Source organism: Bacillus sp. JAS24-2, assembly GCF_008274905.1.
Classification (GTDB): Bacteria; Bacillota; Bacilli; order Bacillales; family Bacillaceae_G; genus Bacillus_A; species Bacillus_A cereus.
Genome location: NZ_CP031068.1, coordinates 4,435,733 through 4,451,329, shown reverse-complemented (window position 1 = coordinate 4,451,329; position 15,597 = coordinate 4,435,733). Strand labels below are relative to the sequence as shown.

Below are 15,597 nucleotides of genomic sequence, written 5' to 3'. Positions count from 1 at the left end.
TATGTTATGGTAAAGATTTGAAAAGATTCCGTAATTTTATAAAGAGGGAATAAGTATGTCTAAAAGAAAAATATTGATAGTAGTATTCTTATTTATCCTTTGTATTGTCGGTTTTCGTTCCATTTGGTTTAAACAATCTCTTTATATAAATCAACCACATGCTGAAGAAGGGATAGTAAATTTATCAGATATAACATTTGGCGAAAAAAATTTAGTTACGTTAAATGGTGAATGGAAATTTTATCCGAATGTTTTACTTACCCCGGATCAAATGAAGGAAAATAATAAAGATTATGAATATATTAATGTTCCGGGGAACTGGAAAGAAAGAGTTGATCGTACTCATCAAAAAGAATATGGCACGTATGCGCTATCTATCAAAGTGAAGAATTCGAATGAAAATTACGGCTTAAAAATACAGCGTGTTCATAATCAGTTCGATTTGTATGTAAATGGAGAACTTGTACAGGAAAGAGGAAGTATTTTTAAACCGAATGATGTACATAAAACTTCACTTACACCAACTGTCATAAAGGTAAAAGCGAATGAACAAGGGGTAATTAATCTTCTTATTCCTGTTACGAAAACGACACAAGAATCGAAACATGGCGGGATTACAGGTGGAGTGCGTTTTGGCAGTGAAAATGCTATTGTACAGGATAGCTTTAACAATCTTATGATGCAAATTATTGCAACGACAATAGTGTTTTTACATGGTATATATGCATTTATCATTTTTGTGATGAAGCCGAAAAATGTTGAGATTCTATATTTTTCACTTGGTAGTATATTTGCAGGTATTATATTTTTAATTACGGATGAACGTTTTTTGTTCTCTTTGTATGAATTTGAATTTTCAACATATATGAAAATTATATATACATCGTTTGTAGGTTTCGCTTTATTTATTTTACTGTATATGAAAAGGTTTTTACGAGGTTATGGGGACAATAAATTTATTTTATTTACCATCGTATTATGTGGAATTTATGTTTTCGTAGTATTGTTTTCTTCACCTAGACTAGTGCAAGATTTTGGATTTATATTATTTTTTACAATTATTATTCCATTCATTTTAACAGCAATTATTGTTTTACGAGTGGTGGAAAGTGGAAAGTATGATTTAATCTTTTTACTTTTTACAGTGATTAGTGCTACTTCTGGAGTATTGTGTGCGAGTTTTAAAGAGTTTGCGTTCATGTATAGCATAGGGTTTGCGAGGATATTTGATGCGGATTTTTATCCATTTGATATTTTTTTAGCAATGGTATCATTTTCGACTTTTTGGTTTATCCGATTCTTTCGCACGAGTGATGAGAATAGTGAACTGGTTGGAAAATTAAAAGAAGAGCATCATAAGAAAGATCAATTTTTAGCAAATACAGCGCACGAACTTAGAAATCCGTTACATGGGATGATGAATATTGCACAAAGTGTAATGGATGAAGAGAAAGCGATAAATGGTGAAAGTAAACAACATCTAAAACTATTAATGACAATAGGAAGGCGTATGTCGTATTTGTTGAACGATTTAATAGATGTTACAAGAATGGAGCAGAAAGGGATACCGATTCATAAGAGACCGGTTGATTTGCAACCAATTATTACAATGGTGATTGATATGCAAAAGTTTATTGGAGAAGAAAAGAAATTACAAATTATCGCGAATATCCCTGAACGGTTTCCATTTGTATTAGCTGACCAAAATCGTCTTATTCAAATTTTATTTAACCTACTTCATAATGCAGTTAAATTTACGGATGAAGGGGCTATTACAATTGATGTTGAAAAACGAAAAAATTACGCGGCTATTCAGGTTACAGATACTGGTATTGGAATTGATAAAGAAGCGCAAAAGCGAATCTTCCTTCCATATGAACAAGGTAGTGATTCATATGGTGAAAGTGGAGGATTTGGACTTGGGCTAAGTATTTGTAAACAATTAGTGGAAATGCACGGGGGAACACTTACTGTTACATCCGTTTTACATAAAGGCTCTACTTTTACATTCACATTACCACTTGCTGAAAGAGAAGAGATGCTAATTGTGTCAAAAGAAACAATTGAAAAAGTAGTGGAATTAAAACAAGTTGAAATGAAGGATAATCGAGTCGGTAATAGAAGGAGAATTCTTGCTGTTGATGATGATCCTATAAATTTAAAAGTATTAAAGAGTATATTACCACAAGATGAATATGAACTTGAAACGGTAACAACCGGAAGAGAGGTTTTGGAGCGGTTAAATATGGAGTGGGATATGATATTAGTAGATGTGATGATGCCGAAAATGTCAGGTTATGAATTAACAAAAATGATTCGTACCCAATATTCTATTGCAGAGTTGCCTATTGTACTGTTAACCGCTAGGTCGCAGCCAGAAGATATTTATACAGGATTTCTTGCTGGGGCGAATGATTACATTGTAAAGCCTATAGATGCACTGGAATTAAAAGTGAGAATTAATGCATTAACAGAGTTAAAGCAATCAATTCATGAGCGAATAAGAATGGAAGGTGCTTGGCTTCAGGCGCAAATTCAGCCGCATTTTCTTTTTAATACACTAAATACGATTGCTGCATTAGGTGAAATTGATATTGTTAGGATGGAGAAATTAATTGTTGAGTTTGGAACGTATTTAAGAGCCAGTTTTGGTGAAGAAGTGTTAGCGGAAACCGTACCTATACAGCATGAATTAGATTTACTTCAATCATACCTTTATATTGAAAGAGAGCGATTTGGAAAGAGAATACAGAGCGTGCTGGAAGTCGAAGATGGAATAGAATGTGTAGTACCACCGTTTTCTATTCAAACATTAGTAGAGAATGCTGTGCGTCATGGTATATTAAAAAAAGCAAAGGGTGGAAGCATTCATATAAAAATAGAGAGTGTGAGTGGATTTATAAACATTTCGATTGCGGATGATGGGATAGGCATGTCAGATGAAAAAATAAAAGAAATATTAGTGAAAAAACCGAATCAAAAACAGGGAATAGGTTTATTGAATACGGATGCACGATTAAAACAGTTATACGGAACTGGATTAGAAATAAAAAGTGAACTTGGAAAAGGAACGATTGTTTCATTCCAGCTTCCTGTTGTTATGGATAAATAAGGTTGTTAAAAAATCCGAAGTGATGAGCGCTTCGGATTTTTTAGTACATTTTTTACTTATTCCCCTCTAACAAAATCTTCTCTATCTCCTCAAAGTGATGAGCGCGAGCATGCTCTAGCGGAGTAACACCATCATTGTCTGGAATATTTACATCTGCACCGTGCTCAATAAGAAGGCGAATGACTTGTTGCTGTGTTTCGTTTCCGTTACTTAGTACGATGGCTTCCATTAAAGCTGTCCATCCCAGGTTATTTACATGATTTACATCAATATTTGTTCGAGTGAGGAGTTCTTTTATAACGTCAATATAGCCATGTTCTGAGGCTGGGATAAGAGCTGTTCCGCCGTAACGATTTGTAATCGTAGGATCTGCACCAGCATCAATTGTTAGTTTTAAAATGTCTAAGTAACCTTCCGCACCGGCATATAGAAAGGGATTATTTTTCATGTTATCTTGGATATTTACGTCAGCACCAGCTTCGATAAGTGCCTTTGCGGTTTTTACATCATTTTTGTATGTAGCAATCATAAGCGGAGTGTGTCCTTGACTATCCGTCGCATTTATATTTGCGCCTTGTTTTAGTAAAGATATAACAGTATTCGTTTCATTTTTTTCAGTAGCTGCTAGTAGTGCAGTCTCCATGTTTATCATCTCCTTTTTTACTTCTTGTTCTTGCGAGCATCCTTGTAAAAAAATTACGCAACATATCATACTGAATGTTTTTTTGAACATGGAATTTCAACCTCCTAATTTCAACTGTAAAATAGGAACATTAAATTTTTATAAACTGACGCTAAAATTACTATAAAATTGCTTGAGTAATTGAACATATATTTTTATGCTTATAAATAATAAGGTTTGATAAAGTGAGGATTTAAGATATGTCTATTAAAACAAGGTTTTTATTTTCTTATATTGCTGTTATCCTCGTTTCCATTACGCTTATATTAGTCACGGGATTTTTAATCGTTTTTTCGATAACAGGTGACTTGGAAGCAGTGAAAAATTTCTATAAAAGTTCTTACATTCAAAAGCCGCTTACACCAGAAGAAGAGAATGCCTATCTTGAGTTGAAGTCAGCAGCGAAACAGCATCAATCTCAATTGTTAGATGAGTCGTTTGTCTCAGCAATAGAAAAAGAGGGTGTGAAAATAGTAGTAAGAAAAGGAGAAACACTTTCATATGCTTCAAACGTATTTGAAAGTGTATCTTTAAAAGAAGCCCTTCCGAAATTTGAATCAGCAAATATTAATAGTCGTGGTACAACGGAACTAGGCGATACATTTTATCGATATGTAAAGTTTGATTTTTATTTTCCTCAGGAAGAAGAGGGAAGTATATTTGTATTAAAAAAGCAAAGTTCATTTGTAGATCTTACACAAAAATTATTTCCAATCTTATTCGTATCGCTTTTACTACTAGCCATTTTACTCATTGGATTATTAAGTTACCTCGTTTCAAGAAGTGTAATAAAACCAATTTTTGTATTGAAAGGCGCAACGGAGAAAATTAAAGAAGGAAATTTAGATTTTCAAATACCAATTACATCACACGACGAAATAGGGCAATTAAATCAAGGGTTTGAGGAAATGAGGAAGAGATTAAAAGAATCGATAGAGATGCAAACACAGTATGAAGAAAATCGAAAAGAGCTTATTTCAAACATCTCTCATGACTTAAAAACACCGATTACATCAATTATAGGATATGTAGAAGGAATAAAGGACGGGGTAGCAAATACGCCAGAAAAAATGGATAAGTATTTAACAACTATCCATACGAAGGCAAAACATATGGACACACTCATTGATGAACTATTTTTATTTTCGAAGCTCGATTTGAATCGAGTTCCATTCCAGTTTGAAACAGTTGAATTGAATACGTTTATGCAAGAATTAATAGAAGAGATGCAGATGGATTTAAGTGAAGAAGGTATAGAAGTGCGCCTACAGTTACATGCATCACCACTATATGTAACGGCTGATTGCGAAAAAATCAATAGAGTGATATCAAATTTAATTCATAATAGTGTGAAATACATGGATAAAGAAGAGAAGAAAATTACTGTAACAGTATCGAGTGATAATAATAAAATTATTGTGAAAGTGATGGACAACGGATCAGGTATAGAAGCTGATACATTGCCGTATATCTTTGAACGTTTTTATCGTGCAGAGCAATCGCGGAATTCTAGCACAGGTGGAAGTGGACTTGGTTTAGCAATAGCGAAGCAAATTGTTGAAGAACATGGCGGGGAAATTTGGGCGGAAAGCGAGCTTGGTAAAGGCACAAGCATTTTCTTCTCATTGGAAAAAGTAGAGGAATGTGGTGAGTAAATTGAAAAGAATTTTATTAATAGAAGATGAAGTAAGTATTGCAGAATTACAGCGAGATTATTTAGAAATTAATGATTTCCAAGTTGATGTAGAGCATTCAGGAGAAATAGGTTTACAAACAGCCTTGCAAGAAGACTATGATTTAATTATTTTAGATATTATGCTTCCGAAAATGAACGGATTCGAAATTTGTAAACAAATACGTGCTGTAAAAGATATTCCGATTCTACTTGTTTCAGCAAAAAAAGAAGATATAGATAAAATCCGCGGACTTGGATTAGGAGCGGATGATTATATAACGAAACCGTTTAGCCCGAGTGAATTAGTCGCAAGAGTAAAAGCGCATATTGCCCGTTATGAAAGATTATTAGGAAATGTAAGTAAGCAACGTGATACGTTATATATTCACGGAATTTCTATCGATCAACGAGCGAGAAAAGTTTTTATAAACAATGAAGAAGTTGCGTTTACAACGAAGGAATTTGATTTATTAACATTCTTTGTCACACATCCAAACCAAGTATTAAATAAAGAACAGTTATTTGAACGCATTTGGGGATTAGATTCCGCTGGTGATTTAGCCACTGTTGTCGTCCACATTAGAAAGCTACGTGAAAAAATTGAAAGAGATCCTGCTCACCCGCAATATATTGAAACAGTATGGGGAGCTGGTTATCGTTTTAACGTGTAATATACCTGCCGAGTAATTGGCAGGTTTTTTATGTTATTTGTTAAAAGGAAATAATAGGTAATTCGTGTTAAGATATAAAGAGAGATAAAACATAGTAGAGCATGAGAGGGTGTGCTACATTTTGGGAGATACATTACAAGATAATAAATCAAACAAGGTCTTAAGGATTGGAACTAATATTATAATTATTTTATTAATTATTGGTGCAATACAAATGTTTTATGATAAAGATTATACAAATGATCATTTCGGCTGGTTATTTTTAGTATTAGGTTGGATAGTTAGAAGCATTTTTAATATTACGATAGGTTTAAAAGAAGGAGATAAAAAGTCAGTGTTGTTTGATGTAGGTTTGGTGCTCTTTTCCTTTTATCTTTTATTTTTATATAGTACGAAATATTTCTTCTGAAAATTTAGCTCATAGTCTTATAGAGACTGTGAGCTTTCCTTAATAATAACGGTACTGGCGTAACGATTTATAAAATATTTGAGTAGTAGAAGTAAACAGGGTCGCTTCTTCTAAAAAAGGATAATGGTTGCTGTTTTCGAATGGAATGAAGATAGAATTACGTATCCCATCATGTATCTCGATAGAATATTGAACTGGACACTGCACATCATATCTTCCGCATATAATAAGTGTCTTTGTTTGGATGAAAGGTAAATACTCTCTTAAATCAAATGAAGGATATTCATTGGCGAAAGCGTTCATCCGGCTAACGGACATTATTTTATTTATTGGTTTACAAAAATAAGAGTTGTAGTTTTCTGGTTTAAACAATGATAATTTTGTTCTCTCAGTAGATAGTTCTTTTCGTTCTTCACTTGTAAGGTGAGGGCTTTTTAAGTTTTCGATGAGTTTTTGCATATAATGAAACTGTGGATGTGCTGGGTGATAAATGCAAAATGGTGTTTCGGTATAGTTACTTGCTGCAGCTCCTGCTACGACTAATGATTGTAAGGAATTTGGATATGTAATCGCATATAAAAGTCCAAGCATACCACCTGTTGAATGACCGGCGAAATGCCATGTTGGAAGTTGTAATGCTTCTCGTATTGCTTCTAAGTCGTGGATTGTTTCAATCATGCTTAATTCGTTTTCTGACTGGGCGGTTACAGAGCGACCAGTATCTCGTAAATTAATGAGAAATACACGATGCGTAGCAGTAAAAACATCCGCAAAGTAATCACCAGTTTCATTAAATTGTGAATAGTGATGTGTAATACAAAGCGATTCGCCATTTCCTTTTGTAAAGAGTTCAAATGTACCGCGTTTCGTGTTGATTATTTGTTGTGTCCACATAATATCACGACCTTTTCTCATAAAAGTTGGGCCAGACTGTTATAAAATGAAAATATATCAGCGATTATTAGAATATATCGGCGCAACTCGGAATATATCAGCGATTATCAAAATATATCGGCGTAACTCGGAATATATCAGCGATTATTAAAATATATCGAATTACCGACAGAAAACGACAATAATAGCAAGCTTTAAATAAAAGGAGGCTATTCAAAAACGAGCCTCCTTTTCGTTTAGTATAAAGATTTTGTCATATTATTCCGAATAATTTCAAGGGATTTCGCTACAGTTAATGCGTTTTTTTCTTCAATTTCTGGTTTACGGGGGATAGGTTTATACATGTTGTCTGGATCTTCCCATGTGAGGGGAAGTTCTGTTTCTGCTTGTCCTTTCCAAGCTTCAATCCATTCTGGAGGGAGATAACCTGAGATGTTTTGGATGTTGTTCATTTCGAGCCAAATGAGTGCCCATGCTCTTGGTACGACACGCCAATGGTCATAGCCGCCACCGCCGACAGCGATCCAGCGACCTTCGCAATATTCATTAGCAATTTCACGAGCGAGCTTCGGTATTTCGCGGTAAATATTCATTGTCGCACAAAGATGTGTAAGTGGGTCATAATAATGTGCGTCAGCACCATTTTGCGTTAAAATAATATCCGGTTTAAAGTACGCTGCAACTTCTTTTACAACAGTTCGATATGATTCTAAGAACGATTCATCTTCTGTAAAAGCATCGAGTGGAACATTAAAAGAATAACTATAACCATTACCTTGGCCACGTTCGTTTACAGCGCCAGTTCCAGGGAATAAATAACGACCAGTTTCATGCAGTGAAATGGTGCATACGTTAGGGTCATCATAAAACGACCACTGTACGCCATCACCGTGATGAGCATCTGTATCAATATATAAGACGCGTAAACCGTATTTCTTTTGAATATATTTCATTGCGATAGAACTGTCGTTATAAATACAAAAGCCAGATGCTTTGCCGCGAAAGCCGTGATGTAAGCCGCCGCCCAAATTAAGTGCGTGTTTTACTTTTCCGGAAAGAACAGCATCGACAGCTGTTAACGTACCGCCAACGAGCAATGCGCTTGCTTCGTGCATATTTGGGAACATCGGTGTATCTTCTGTTCCGAGTCCATATGTCATTGCAATTGATTTTTCTAACTTTCCTTCTCCAGCACGTTTTACCGCATTTATGTACTCCTCTGTATGAACGTAGGCGATCTCTTCATCTGTAGCCATCCGTGGTGAGATGATTTGAGAGGGAGAGATGAAACCGCCCTTTTGTAATAAATCATACGTAAGTGTGACGCGCAGTTGGTTAAAAGGATGATCAGGGCTAAATGAATAGCCCCGAAAGTCATCCGAATAAATAAACGCGCTACTCATGCCTGCATCCCCATGATGTTTGGCCATAATACGCGGTAACCTTCTGCTTCAAGTGCATCAATCACTTTTAGAGGATTCATCGTTTGAATGCGGAAAACGAGTACTTTATCATTCTCGTCTTTTGCTGGGTAGACGAGAACGCTCACGATATTTATTTGTAAATCACTAAAAATAGCAACGACTTTTCCAAGAATACCAGGTTCGTTTTTTACTTGAATTTCAATTTGCGAACTTGGTTGATGTGCTCCTGTTAATTTTACTAATGTGTGCAGTACTGTAGATTCAGAAATGATTCCAACTAACTTCCCAGCCTTTGTAACAGGAAGACAGCCAATTTTATTTTCAAAAAATAAAGTAGCAATTTCCTCAACGAAATCGAGAGGATGGCAAGTCATAACAGGATGTTTCATAATAAGTTCGAGCGGTTGCTGTAGCATATCGATTGAAACTTGTTCATCTAGAATAGACGGACTTGCATCTCTTACATCCCGATCAGAAATAATGCCTACGACGTGATTATTTTGATCGACAATTGGAATGTGCCGAATGCCTTTCGTGCGTATCGTTCGGATTGCTGTTTCGATTGTATCGTTTGGATGCAATGTAACTACATTTTGATTCATAATTTCTTCTACAATCATTCCAGTTGCCCCCTTTATTAATACATAAAACGATTGTGAAAACGTAGACGATCAAAAGCTTGAATAGAATCCGTATCAACGCGTTTACCGATGCGGACCATTAAACAGTTGGCAGGATGTGAACAAATTTCAGGATCGTCTGTAGCCATCCATTGTAACCCGCCAGCATTCATCATCTTCTCCATTACTTTTCGGTATTCCCACACATTCAATCCTGTTTGTTTCAAATCCCAGTGCCAATAATATTCAGTCGTCAATATAATGTAATCTTCCATATAATCGTCCATCATAGAAACCTCTAGTAAGTTCTTTCCGACAGAACTCCCGCGGAAGGCTGGGACTACTTCAATTGCCCCAAGCTCAATTAAGTTTTCCATTTTTCCTTCTGACCATCGTTCAAGTGGATCAGGATACAAGTATGTAACATATCCAACAATTGTTTGGTCATGTCTAGCAATAATGAGACGAGCTTCTGGTAATTTAGAAATTTCGACAATTGCTTTATATTGTTGCTCGGCAGGACGAAACGCAATTAAGTCTGGATGAAACTCATACATTTCTAAGTTATGTGTAGAGACAGGACCTTCAATAATTAAAGTGCCTTTCGCTGTTTTTAAGTTTCTAGCATTATATATTTTTTTATGAATCAATGTATTGCTCACCACCTTGAGGGTTTGTGAATCTATTAATATCGTACTTTATAATATATGCGATGTGAATCGAAATTTGTCATTAAAAATTTGTCTAAAAATCAACAAATATACTGAAAATTTTAAATAATGTCATTATAATAGATAATAGAATACATAGGAGGGGGATGTAAAGTATGAAAGTAGAAACGCTTCCTGTCATTAAAGGAGAAAATAATTTGCCGAATTATGATGAGGCATACGCGAATTTTAACTGGGAAGAGGTTAATAAAAACTTTACTTGGAATGAAACAGGCCGAGTAAATATGGCGTATGAGGCAATTGATAAGCATGCGAAATCCGATCGAAAGAATAAAGTAGCTCTTTATTATCAAGATGGATCGCGAAAAGAGAAATATACATTTAAGGAAATGAAGGATTTTTCTAATAAAGCAGGAAACGTCCTTAAGAATTATGGCGATGTAGAAAAAGGCGATCGCGTTTTTATTTTTATGCCACGTTCTCCAGAGTTATATTTCGCACTTTTAGGTGCAGTGAAATTAGGAGCAATTGTTGGACCGCTATTTGAAGCATTTATGGAAGGCGCAGTTCGCGATCGCTTAGAAGATAGCGAAGCAAAGGTGTTAATTACAACGCCTGAATTGTTAGAGCGCGTACCATTAAATGATTTACCGGCTTTAAAAACAGTTTTCCTTGTTGGAGATAATGTAGAAGAAGGCGGTAAAACGGTAGCGTTCAATCCTTTATTTGAACAAGCTTCAAAAGAATTACATATTGAATGGTTAGGCCGTGAAGACGGCTTGATTCTACATTACACGTCTGGTTCTACTGGTAAGCCAAAAGGTGTGCTTCATGCGCAAAACGCAATGGTTCAGCACTATCAAACGGCGAAGTGGGTATTAGATTTAAAAGAAGACGATGTATATTGGTGTACTGCTGACCCGGGCTGGGTAACTGGAACAGCTTACGGTATTTTCGCACCGTGGTTAGTTGGAGCGTCAAACGTTATTTTAGGTGGACGCTTTAGTCCAGAAGCTTGGTATGAAGCACTGCAAGATTACGGTGTGACGGTTTGGTACAGCGCACCAACAGCATTCCGTATGTTAATGGGAGCTGGACAAGACGCAATTAAAAAATATGACTTATCACAAGTGCGCCACGTATTAAGCGTTGGTGAGCCGTTAAATCCAGAAGTAATTCGCTGGGGTATGAACGCATTTGGACTTCGTATTCATGATACGTGGTGGATGACAGAAACAGGTGGACAAGTTATTTGTAACTACCCTTGTATGGAAATCCGTCCAGGCTCAATGGGTAAACCAATTCCAGGTGTGAAAGCAGCGATTGTTGATAATGAAGGAAATGAAGTGCCTCCTTACACAATGGGTAACTTAGCAATTGCGAAAGGTTGGCCATCTATGATGCGTGGGATCTGGAATAACCAGCAAAAATATGAATCTTATTTCATGCCGGGAGATTGGTACGTATCAGGTGACTCTGCCTATATGGATGAAGATGGATACTTCTGGTTCCAAGGGCGTATTGACGATGTAATTATGACGTCAGGTGAGCGCGTTGGTCCGTTTGAAGTAGAAAGTAAATTAATTGAGCACGCTGCTGTTGCAGAAGCTGGTGTAATTGGTATTCCTGATCCGGTGCGCGGCGAAATTATTAAAGCATTTATCGCACTTCGAGCAGGATACGAACCATCTGATGAATTAAAAGAAGAAATTCGTCAATTTGTAAAGAAAGGCCTAGCAGCTCATGCAGCGCCACGACAAATTGAATTTAGAGATAAATTACCGAAAACGAGAAGTGGTAAAATTATGCGCCGCGTATTAAAAGCGTGGGAGTTAAACTTACCAACAGGTGACTTATCAACGATGGAAGATTAAGAGAGAAAGGTCTGAACGAAAAATGTTCAGGCCTTTCTTTTTTATGATATCATGAACTTATATATATAAGTTAAAGGGGATAGTATGATGAAAACAGAAAAGGAAAAGATGATACTAGGAGAAATGTACATACCGGCTGATCCAGTTTTAGTACAAGAAAGAGAGCAAGCACGTATATTAACGAGAAAATTAAATGATACGCCAGAAGAGCAATTGAAAGAGCGTAGCGAAATCGTAAAAGAATTATTCGGAACGACAGGAGATAATATTCATCTTGAATCTTCTTTTAGATGTGATTACGGCTATAACATTCATGTCGGTGAAAATTTTTACGCGAACTTTGACTGTACGATTCTAGACGTATGCCTGGTAACAATCGGAGTGAACTGTATGTTAGCTCCAGGTGTTCACATTTATACAGCAACGCACCCACTTGATCCAATTGAGCGTATAAGCGGATCAGAATACGGAAAACCAGTTACAATTGGCGATAACGTATGGATTGGCGGAAGAGCAATTATTAATCCAGGTGTAACAATTGGAGACAATGCGGTGATCGCATCTGGTGCTGTCGTAACGAAAGATGTGCCTAATAATGTAGTAGTTGGCGGGAATCCTGCAAAGATTATAAAAAAACTAAAATAATATTTGAACGAAGTGCCTTCCTCGTCTGTATACATTTATGAAAGAATAGATGAGGGAGGCTTTTATATGTCTAATAAATTACTTCTTACTTTTGCTGTAATTGGAATTATAGTTGTATTTTCTTGTGGTCTTTTCTTACCGATACCAATTGGATATAGAGTATCAATGCTTACAGCTGGAGTTATAATGGGTGTTATGTTTTCAATCATTATTCCATTTGATAGAAAACATATAGTACGGAAAAATGGATATAAAATTGATTTTACAAAAACAAAAGTGTATTTTCGCTGGAATGTATTTGACACTATTTCTATCTGCCTTGCGTTGTATGCATGCATATGTGTGCAAGCGTTAAATACTTTAGTTACAATGGGATTTACGATTCAAAACCCATATGTGCAATTTTTTACAAATCAATCACAATTGTGGATTTTTATTGCGATTGCATATTTAATTTCCCGTATTTCATTAACGTTAAAAGGAATAAAGGAGATCAAAAATCATGGCGCAGATTGGGATTGAGGAGGAGCTCATGCTTGCGTATCAAAGTGGAGATAAACAAGCGGGAGAAAGACTATATGTTTTAATCAAACCAGCGCTATACACATTTTTATATCGATTTAACCGAGATGAACAATTAAGTATCGATCTTGTGCAAGATACGTTTTTGACGCTAGAGCGTAAGAAACATATGTATGAACTTGAAAAAGGTAAAATAAAAACGTATTTATTTCAAATTGGTTATCGTCTTATGATTAATAAATTAAATAGGAGAAAAAAGTGGCGTACGCTTTTGCCATTTTTAGTGCCGATTCCGGAAAAAGAATTTTCTCACGAAGATCGGCTCACAGTAAGAGAAGCAATTTTGAAAGTTCCAGAAGAGCAAAGAGCGGTCCTAATCCTTTCTTATTATCATGACATGCAGCAAAAAGAAATTGCAGAGATATTAAACATTCCGATTGGAACGGTGAAATCGAGACTTCATAACGGGATAAAGAAATTGAAACAATTGCTGGAGGTGGACGAAATTGAGCGAAAATCCCTTTAAGAGTGAATATAAGTTAAAGCAACATTTAGATAGTGATCATGTAGAAATACCAGACTTTCCAAAAACGGTAAGTCGATTCGATCGATTAATCGGGTTTCTTGGTTCCCCAGCGAAAGATCCTGTGGAGGCGACCATTGGGAATGATTTATCGATTGTGTTTCATGTATCGTTATTAGTTGGGGTTCCAATTCTTTCTCTTATTACGATACTCTTTATGGTGTTGTAAAGGATTGACAAGAAGGGAAACCTGACCTCTATTTGACATGCCTATATAAATGATGGTATAAAGAAAAGTATATGAATAATTGAGCGTGGAAAGGGAGAAGTAGTGATCATTTCCCTGTTTTAGAGAGCTGATGGCCGGTGAAAATCAGCACATAGATGATCGCGAATTACGCCCCTAGAGCATCTTTTTTCGATTGAATTTTATTCAAAAGGGAAAAGACGGTGCTAAGCCGTTATGTAAATAAGGTGGTAGGCTTTTTTGCCTGCAACTAGGGTGGTAACGCGATAATCAAAATCGTCCCTTATTTGAAGGGGCGATTTTTTTATGTTTTCAACCTTCACGCCAGTAATGAACTTAAAGGAGAGTATGTAGGATATGGGTATTTTACAAGATCTTGAATTTCGCGGTCTAATTAATCAGCAAACAGATGCTGAGGGCCTTGAGCAATTATTAGAAAAAGAAAGCGTTAAATTATACTGTGGTTTCGACCCGACAGCGGATAGCTTACACATTGGTCATATGTTACCAGTATTAATGTTACGTCGTTTCCAATTAGCTGGTCACCAACCAATCGCACTTGTTGGCGGTGGTACTGGTATGATCGGTGACCCGAGTGGTAAAAAAGCAGAACGTACATTAAATACGAAAGATACAGTTGCTTACTACACAGAAAGCATTAAAAACCAACTTTCAAACTTCTTAGAGTTTGAAAACGTGGACAACCCAGCAACGATGGCTAACAACTACGACTGGCTTGGTAGCTTAGATGTAATTTCATTCTTACGCGATATCGGTAAAAACTTCGGTTTAAACTATATGTTAGCAAAAGATACAGTAGCATCTCGTTTAGAAACTGGTATTTCATTCACTGAGTTTAGTTACATGATTTTACAATCATACGACTTCTTAAACTTATATCAGCAACATAATTGCCGTCTACAAATCGGTGGTAGTGACCAATGGGGTAACATTACAGCTGGTCTTGAATTAATCCGTAAATCAGAAGAAGATGCGAAAGCATTCGGTTTAACAATTCCACTAGTTACTAAATCTGACGGTACGAAGTTTGGTAAAACCGAAGGCGGCGCAATTTGGTTAGACCCAGAGAAAACAACTCCTTACGAGTTCTACCAATTCTGGATTAACACAGATGACCGCGACGTTGTTAAATACTTAAAATACTTCACATTCTTATCTCATGAAGAAATTCTTGAGCTTGAAAAGCAAGTAGCTGAAGCGCCAGAAAAACGTGCAGCACAAAAAGCATTAGGTTCTGAAATGACAAAACTTGTTCACGGCGAAGAAGCATTAGAGCAAGCGATTAAAATTTCAGCTGCATTATTCAGCGGTTCTGTAGCAGAACTGACTGCAAGCGAAATCGAGCAAGGATTCAAAGACGTACCATCTGTAGAACGTACTGCAGAAGATACAGTATTAATCGACTTACTTGTAGAAAGCAAAATCTCTCCATCAAAACGTCAAGCACGTGAAGATGTAACGAACGGCGCAATCTACGTGAACGGTGAGCGTACACAAGCATTAGACTACGTTGTAACAGAAAACGACCGCATCGAAGGTAAATTCACAATCATTCGCCGCGGTAAGAAGAAATATTTCTTAATTCGTTACTAATAAATAAAAAGCTT

The 15,597-nt window shown here is 36.2% G+C and carries 15 protein-coding genes and 1 other annotated feature; of the genes, 10 read left to right on the top strand and 5 right to left on the bottom strand.

The features are described from left to right. Positions 1-55 precede the first annotated feature (55 nt). Positions 56-3,112: a hybrid sensor histidine kinase/response regulator gene (locus DN407_RS23105; RefSeq protein WP_000044276.1), complete on the top strand. Its 3,057-nt coding sequence runs from the start codon at positions 56-58 to the stop codon at positions 3,110-3,112. 52 nt (positions 3,113-3,164) lie between these two features. Here the strand turns inward: DN407_RS23105 and DN407_RS23100 are convergent, their stop codons facing one another. Beyond that, positions 3,165-3,845, bottom strand: a complete 681-nt coding sequence (locus DN407_RS23100) for an ankyrin repeat domain-containing protein (RefSeq protein ID WP_087967234.1) — start codon at positions 3,843-3,845, stop codon at positions 3,165-3,167. 149 nt (positions 3,846-3,994) lie between these two features. Between DN407_RS23100 and DN407_RS23095 the strand changes: the two genes are divergently transcribed. From DN407_RS23095 to DN407_RS23085, 3 genes are all read left to right on the top strand, one after another. Continuing rightward, positions 3,995-5,449, top strand: a complete 1,455-nt coding sequence (locus DN407_RS23095; RefSeq protein WP_149216655.1) for a sensor histidine kinase — start codon at positions 3,995-3,997, stop codon at positions 5,447-5,449. 1 nt (position 5,450) lies between these two features. Next, the gene (locus DN407_RS23090; protein WP_001986686.1) at positions 5,451-6,140 is read left to right on the top strand and encodes a response regulator transcription factor; all 690 of its coding nucleotides are present in this window, start codon (positions 5,451-5,453) and stop codon (positions 6,138-6,140) included. Positions 6,141-6,261: 121 nt separating this feature from the next. Continuing rightward, positions 6,262-6,549, top strand: coding sequence for a hypothetical protein (locus DN407_RS23085; protein WP_000502934.1), 288 nt, complete (start codon positions 6,262-6,264; stop codon positions 6,547-6,549). Between the two features lie 39 nt (positions 6,550-6,588). Here DN407_RS23085 and DN407_RS23080 read toward each other — a convergent pair whose 3' ends face one another. The 4 genes from DN407_RS23080 to acuA form a co-directional block, all read right to left on the bottom strand. Continuing rightward, positions 6,589-7,464 carry an alpha/beta fold hydrolase gene (locus DN407_RS23080; RefSeq protein ID WP_141520817.1) on the bottom strand — a complete coding sequence of 292 codons (876 nt, stop codon included), beginning with the start codon at positions 7,462-7,464 and terminating at the stop codon, positions 6,589-6,591. A gap of 215 nt (positions 7,465-7,679) precedes the next feature. Next, a complete protein-coding gene (acuC, locus tag DN407_RS23075) occupies positions 7,680-8,846 on the bottom strand; it encodes an acetoin utilization protein AcuC (protein WP_000092824.1) in 1,167 nt (388 codons plus the stop codon). After that, positions 8,843-9,487, bottom strand: a complete 645-nt coding sequence (locus tag DN407_RS23070; RefSeq protein WP_000634578.1) for an acetoin utilization AcuB family protein — start codon at positions 9,485-9,487, stop codon at positions 8,843-8,845. Before DN407_RS23070 ends, acuC begins: the two co-directional genes overlap by 4 nt. Positions 9,488-9,504: 17 nt before the next feature. Further along, complete coding sequence (gene acuA / locus DN407_RS23065) at positions 9,505-10,137, bottom strand: acetoin utilization protein acetyltransferase AcuA (RefSeq protein ID WP_000581388.1); 633 nt, start codon at positions 10,135-10,137, stop codon at positions 9,505-9,507. Positions 10,138-10,313: 176 nt separating this feature from the next. Between acuA and acsA the strand changes: the two genes are divergently transcribed. The 6 genes from acsA to tyrS all read left to right on the top strand — a co-directional run bounded on the left by acsA (position 10,314) and on the right by tyrS (position 15,583). Continuing rightward, on the top strand, positions 10,314-12,032 hold the full coding sequence (gene acsA / locus DN407_RS23060) for an acetate--CoA ligase (protein ID WP_000862049.1): 1,719 nt from the start codon (positions 10,314-10,316) through the stop codon (positions 12,030-12,032). Between the two features lie 84 nt (positions 12,033-12,116). Then, a complete protein-coding gene (locus DN407_RS23055; RefSeq protein WP_149216654.1) occupies positions 12,117-12,677 on the top strand; it encodes a maltose acetyltransferase domain-containing protein in 561 nt (186 codons plus the stop codon). A 66-nt stretch (positions 12,678-12,743) separates the two neighbouring features. Beyond that, complete coding sequence (locus tag DN407_RS23050) at positions 12,744-13,199, top strand: hypothetical protein (protein ID WP_000066457.1); 456 nt, start codon at positions 12,744-12,746, stop codon at positions 13,197-13,199. Next, positions 13,180-13,725, top strand: a complete 546-nt coding sequence (locus DN407_RS23045) for an RNA polymerase sigma factor (protein ID WP_000057201.1) — start codon at positions 13,180-13,182, stop codon at positions 13,723-13,725. Before DN407_RS23050 ends, DN407_RS23045 begins: the two co-directional genes overlap by 20 nt. Then, positions 13,706-13,951, top strand: coding sequence for a hypothetical protein (locus DN407_RS23040; protein ID WP_001293778.1), 246 nt, complete (start codon positions 13,706-13,708; stop codon positions 13,949-13,951). The genes DN407_RS23045 and DN407_RS23040 overlap by 20 nt, the downstream gene beginning before the upstream one ends. A 77-nt stretch (positions 13,952-14,028) precedes the next feature. Continuing rightward, positions 14,029-14,256 (top strand) — a binding site (T-box leader). A 70-nt stretch (positions 14,257-14,326) separates the two neighbouring features. Further along, a complete protein-coding gene (gene tyrS, locus DN407_RS23035) occupies positions 14,327-15,583 on the top strand; it encodes a tyrosine--tRNA ligase (protein ID WP_000512092.1) in 1,257 nt (418 codons plus the stop codon). Positions 15,584-15,597 lie beyond the last annotated feature (14 nt).

What these genes read in the sequence shown, in the direction of transcription:
- DN407_RS23050 (WP_000066457.1), top strand. Translation starts at nt 12,744, where the DNA reads ATGTCTAATAAATTACTTCTTACTTTTGCTGTAATTGGAATTATAGTT.
- acsA (WP_000862049.1), top strand. Translation starts at nt 10,314, where the DNA reads ATGAAAGTAGAAACGCTTCCTGTCATTAAAGGAGAAAATAATTTGCCG.
- DN407_RS23095 (WP_149216655.1), top strand. Translation starts at nt 3,995, where the DNA reads ATGTCTATTAAAACAAGGTTTTTATTTTCTTATATTGCTGTTATCCTC.
- DN407_RS23045 (WP_000057201.1), top strand. Translation starts at nt 13,180, where the DNA reads ATGGCGCAGATTGGGATTGAGGAGGAGCTCATGCTTGCGTATCAAAGT.
- acuC (WP_000092824.1), bottom strand. Translation starts at nt 8,846, where the DNA reads ATGAGTAGCGCGTTTATTTATTCGGATGACTTTCGGGGCTATTCATTT.
- DN407_RS23100 (WP_087967234.1), bottom strand. Translation starts at nt 3,845, where the DNA reads ATGTTCAAAAAAACATTCAGTATGATATGTTGCGTAATTTTTTTACAA.
- DN407_RS23105 (WP_000044276.1), top strand. Translation starts at nt 56, where the DNA reads ATGTCTAAAAGAAAAATATTGATAGTAGTATTCTTATTTATCCTTTGT.
- DN407_RS23055 (WP_149216654.1), top strand. Translation starts at nt 12,117, where the DNA reads ATGATGAAAACAGAAAAGGAAAAGATGATACTAGGAGAAATGTACATA.
- tyrS (WP_000512092.1), top strand. Translation starts at nt 14,327, where the DNA reads ATGGGTATTTTACAAGATCTTGAATTTCGCGGTCTAATTAATCAGCAA.
- DN407_RS23080 (WP_141520817.1), bottom strand. Translation starts at nt 7,464, where the DNA reads ATGAGAAAAGGTCGTGATATTATGTGGACACAACAAATAATCAACACG.
- DN407_RS23070 (WP_000634578.1), bottom strand. Translation starts at nt 9,487, where the DNA reads ATGATTGTAGAAGAAATTATGAATCAAAATGTAGTTACATTGCATCCA.